A 4,486-nucleotide genomic window follows, 5' to 3' on the forward strand; every position below is an offset into this window, starting at 1 on the left:
GTGCCGAGCAGCCCGTGCAGCTCCTCGACGGCGTCGCGGGCGCTCGACTCGATGGCCGAGAGCGCCGCCGCTGCGGCATCCGGATCCTTCGCGAGCACGCGTCGTGCCGCGCCGGCCTGCACGCCGATCACCGAGACGTGGTGTGCGACGACGTCGTGCAACTCCCGGGCGATGCGCAGCCGCTCGATGGCTACGGCCTGCGCCCGGGTGCGCTCGCGTTCGGCGGCGAGCTCGGCGGTGCGCTGCTCGAGCTCGGCCCGCGACCGAGCCGAGCGGTACGCGGAGTCGCCGAAGTACCAGGCGCCGCCGAAGTAGAGCAGGTTGGTGAGCACGTTGATGAGCCCGTAGGCGAGGTACGGCGAGATCACGCCCTCGCGCGACATCTCGGGCAGCTGTTCGGGCGTGAGCGAGCCGACGATCAGGCCCCAGAACAGCCACACGAACATGCCCACGACGATGACGCCGCGCACCACGTTGGCGCGCAGCCGGCTGCGGCCCCACGCACCGACCGTGTAGATGGCGATGAACAGCGCGATGTTCGAGAAGAGCACCTCGCCGACCTCGGTGACGGCACCGATGACGAAGGCGACGGATGCCACGAGCCCGACGATCTCGGGCCAGCGCCGCCGCGCGGCGAGCGGCAGGTTCATGGCCGCGACCCACAGCACCGAACCCCACCACGGGGCATCCTCGCCCCATCCGGTGATGCGGTAGAGCACCACGCTCGCGGCGGTGCCGGCGGCCATCACGAGTGCGAGGATGAGGTCGTATCGGTACGCCGCCCGGAGCGGTCGCGGTCGTACCCACTCGACGCCGTCGAGCACGGGTGGCGCTGCTGGCACGGACATCCCTCCACGCTAGCGACCGGCGGCGGGCGTGCGGATCCGTCGCGCGACGGAGTTCAGCCCCCGCCGAGGTGCCGGATGCGTCCCGCGAGGAAGTCGCGCTCCACCTCGTTGTCGGTGAGGATCAGCGCCTCGTCGTAGGCGATCCGCGCCTCCGCGGTGCGACCGAGCCGCCGCAGGCAGTCGGCTCGGGCCGCCGCGAGGTAGGGATACCTCGCGAGCCGCGGATCGGCGGCGAGTTCGTCGAGCTCGGCGAGGCCGGCCGCGGGCCCCTCGGCGAAGCCGAGCGCGATCGCCCGGTTCAGCTCGACCACGGGCGTCGGCCACGTGACGCGGAGCACGTCGTAGAGGGCGAGGATCGCATCCCAGTCGGTGTCGGCCCACGTGGGGCTCTCGTCGTGCACGGCGGCGATCGCGGCCATCACCGCGTACCGCCCGGGCGGTCGGCCGGGTCGCACCGCACTCAGCGCCTCCGCGACGAGCGAGGCTCCCTCGGCGATGGCCGCGCGATCCCAGGTGGCGCGGTCCTGGTCCTCGAGCAGCACGAGCTGGCCGGCGGGGTCGACGCGGGCGGCCCGCCGCGCGTCGGTGAGGAGCACGAGTGCGAGCAGCCCCGCGACATCCGGATCTGACGGCAGCAGGGCACGCAGCATGCGGGCGAGCTCGACACCGCGCTCCGCGAGGTCGACCCGCGTGAGCTGCGCACCCGACGGCGCGGAATGCCCTGTCGTGAAGACGAGGTGCACGACGTCGAGCACCTGCTCGAGCCTTGCGGGCAGCTCGTCGCCCTCGGGCACGCGGTACGGGATGTTGGCCACCTGGATCTTGCGCTTCGCCCGCGTGATGCGAGCAGCCATCGTCGCCTCCTGCACGAGGAACGCCCGTGCGATCTCGGGGGTCGAGAGGCCGCAGACGAGGCGGAGGGTCAGCGCGACCTGGGCCTCGGGCGCGAGCGCCGGGTGACAGCACGTGAAGATGAGCCGCAGCCGCTCGTCGGGGATGCCGTCCATCGCCTCGACCTGCTCGTCGATCGGCTCGGGCTCGGGGTCGACCAGCTTGGGCAGCGCCCGCCGGGCGGTCGCCTCGCGGCGGTGCACGTCGAGCGCGCGGCGCCGGGCTGTCACCGTCAGCCACGCGGCCGGATTGGCCGGGATGCCGCGGGCGGGCCAGGTCACCAGCGCGCTGGCGTAGGCGTCCTGCACGGCCTCCTCCGCGGAGTCGATGTCTCCCGCGACGCGGATGGTGGCCGCCAGCACGAAGCCCCACTCGCGGTGCGCCTGCTCCAGCGCGAGTGCGACGTCGGCGCCGGCGGCCCCCCGCATCAGCTGACGACCCGCACGGGCCGCACCTCGACGCCGATGCCCGCGGGAACCTCCTTGGCGATGGCGAGCGCCTCGTCGAGGTCGGCCGCCTCGATGAGGAACGTGCCGCCGAGCGCCTCCTTCGACTCGGCGAACGGGCCGTCGGTCACGATCGACTCGCCCGACTCGTCTCGCCGGATGGAGGTCGCCGTCGCCGGGTTCTCGAGGGCGACCCCGCCACGGAGGGCCCCCGCGTGCTTCTCCATGAAGGCGCGGTAGTTGGCGCTCACGGAGTCGCCGGACGGCTGCGCGGCCGCCTCGTCCTGGAAGATCAGGATCAGGTACTTGGACATGTCGTCATCCTCTCGCTCCGGCGCGGGATTCGCGCCGTCACCATACCGACGCGGTCGACCGGCCGGAATCGACAGCGTCGAGAAGACGGCCCCGACGAAGACAGGCCCGACGAAGACAGCCTCGACGAAGACCGCGTGGACGAACGCGGAGCCGCGCCGCTACGCTCATGCTCCATGACCGCCCCGACCAGCCCCGACGTCGAGGCGGCCCGCGCAGGCGCTCCCGCCGCCGCGGCATCCGCCGACCCCTGCCGCCCGCCGAACCTGCCGCTGAGCGAGCGCCCGTTCGACTGGTTCTTCCTCGTCGTGTTCTCGCTGTTCGCGGTGACGAGCATGATCAGCGACATGGTGCCGACGCTCGGCATCGACTTCTCGGAGCCGTCGCCGAACTTCCTCGTGAACGCGAACTGGTGGTACGCGCACGACACCGACCCGCTGTTCATGCAGCCGCCGGTGTGGATGCGCTTCGTCACGGGGCTCTCGGCGTTCGTCTACCCGGTCTTCTACGTGCTGCTCGTCATCTCGATCGTGAAGGGCTGGAACTGGATCCAGCTGCCCAGCGTGATCTACGCCACGATGATCGCGTCGATCACGGGCATCATCGTCTTCGGCGTGGAGTTCTTCGGGGAGCCCGAGTGGATCACGCCCAACCCGGTGAAGTTCCTCGCCTTCAACCTGCCCTACGTGCTCATCCCGATCCTCCTGCTCGTGCGCATGCGGAAGCCGCTGCCGTTCGCCCGGACGTTCTGACGGGCGAGCGCGTCGGGCGACGCCCGGGTTAGGCTCGCTCGCATGACCGACGAGACCCCGGCGATCGATCCCGATGTTCGGCCGTCCGGCGAGGGCTGCGCCGAGTGCCTCGCGGCGGGCGGCTGGTGGCTGCACCTCCGCCGCTGCGCGCAGTGCGGGCACGTCGGATGCTGCGACAGCTCGCCCGAGCAGCACGCCTCCCGGCACGCGCGCGAGGAGGGGCATCCGATCGCCCAGTCGTTCGAGCCCGGTGAGGACTGGTTCTGGGACTACGCGGCCGCCCGTTCGGTCGACGGTCCGAAGCTCGCCGCGCCCGACAGCCGGCCGACCGCGCAGGGTGCCCCGGCGCCCCGCGACCGTGTCCCCGACGACTGGCGTTCGCTGCTGCATCCGATGGAACCGAGCTAGCGCGCATGCAGGCCAGTGAGACGGTCGTCGCCGAGCTGCGTCGGATGCTCCGCGCCGACCAGGTGCTGACGGATGCCGCGTCCCTCGACGCCTACGCGCACGACGACGCCGAGTGGGCGCCGTACGAGCGGCCCCTCGCCGTGGTGCTCGCCGAGCACGAGGACGACGTGTCGGCCGTGGTGCGCCTCGCCGCGGCATACGGTGTGCACATCGTGCCGCGTGGTGCGGGCACGGGCCTCTCGGGCGGCGCGAACGCCATGGCGCGCAGCATCGTGCTCTCGCTCGAGCGGATGACGCGCATCGTCGAGGTGAACGTCGCCGAGCGCTACGTGGTCGCCCAGGCCGGCGTGATCAACGACACGCTGCGCGCGGCGGTCGCGGCGCACGGGCTCTGGTACCCGCCCGACCCGGCCAGCTATCGCATCTCGACGATCGGCGGCAACGTCGCGACGAACGCCGGCGGCATCTGCTGCGTGAAGTACGGGGTGACGCGCGACTACGTGCTGGGCCTGCGGGTCGTGCTCGCCGACGGCGACGTGGTCGACCTCGGACGGCGCACCGCGAAGGGCGTCACTGGCTACGACCTCACCGCACTCATGGTCGGCTCCGAGGGCACCCTCGGCATCGTCACGCAGGTCACGCTCCAGCTGCTGCCGCTCGGCGGCCGCGAGGAGCGAGCCGTCGTCGGCTCGTTCGGCTCCCTCCGCGCGGCGGGCGTCGCCGTGGCCGAGATCACCGCGGCCGGTATCGTCCCGGCGGCGCTCGAGCTCATCGACCGCACCTGCGTCGAGGCCGTCGACGCGTGGCAGTCGCTGGGCCTCCCGCACGG

At 72.3% G+C, this 4,486-nt stretch carries 6 protein-coding genes; 3 read left to right on the top strand and 3 right to left on the bottom strand.

From position 1 onward, the window contains the following. The 3 genes from AC1DY2_RS16085 to AC1DY2_RS16095 form a co-directional block, all read right to left on the bottom strand. Positions 1-848: sensor histidine kinase (locus tag AC1DY2_RS16085; RefSeq protein WP_476763336.1), on the bottom strand; the 848-nt coding region annotated here is incomplete at its 3' end. 53 nt (positions 849-901) lie between these two features. Next, positions 902-2,167 (bottom strand): RNA polymerase sigma factor, encoded by a 1,266-nt coding sequence (locus AC1DY2_RS16090; RefSeq protein ID WP_476763337.1) that lies wholly within the window; start codon positions 2,165-2,167, stop codon positions 902-904. Continuing rightward, a complete protein-coding gene (locus tag AC1DY2_RS16095) occupies positions 2,167-2,499 on the bottom strand; it encodes a YciI family protein (protein ID WP_309976089.1) in 333 nt (110 codons plus the stop codon). Before AC1DY2_RS16095 ends, AC1DY2_RS16090 begins: the two co-directional genes overlap by 1 nt. Positions 2,500-2,673: 174 nt before the next feature. Between AC1DY2_RS16095 and AC1DY2_RS16100 the strand changes: the two genes are divergently transcribed. The 3 genes from AC1DY2_RS16100 to AC1DY2_RS16110 all read left to right on the top strand — a co-directional run. Next, positions 2,674-3,249, top strand: coding sequence for an EXPERA domain-containing protein (locus tag AC1DY2_RS16100; RefSeq protein WP_476763338.1), 576 nt, complete (start codon positions 2,674-2,676; stop codon positions 3,247-3,249). A gap of 42 nt (positions 3,250-3,291) precedes the next feature. Further along, positions 3,292-3,657, top strand: coding sequence for a UBP-type zinc finger domain-containing protein (locus AC1DY2_RS16105; protein ID WP_476763339.1), 366 nt, complete (start codon positions 3,292-3,294; stop codon positions 3,655-3,657). A gap of 5 nt (positions 3,658-3,662) precedes the next feature. Further along, the coding region (locus tag AC1DY2_RS16110; RefSeq protein ID WP_476763340.1) for an FAD-binding oxidoreductase at positions 3,663-4,486 on the top strand (824 nt) is incomplete at its 3' end.

It is taken from the genome of Agromyces sp. P1_H4, assembly GCF_056405255.1.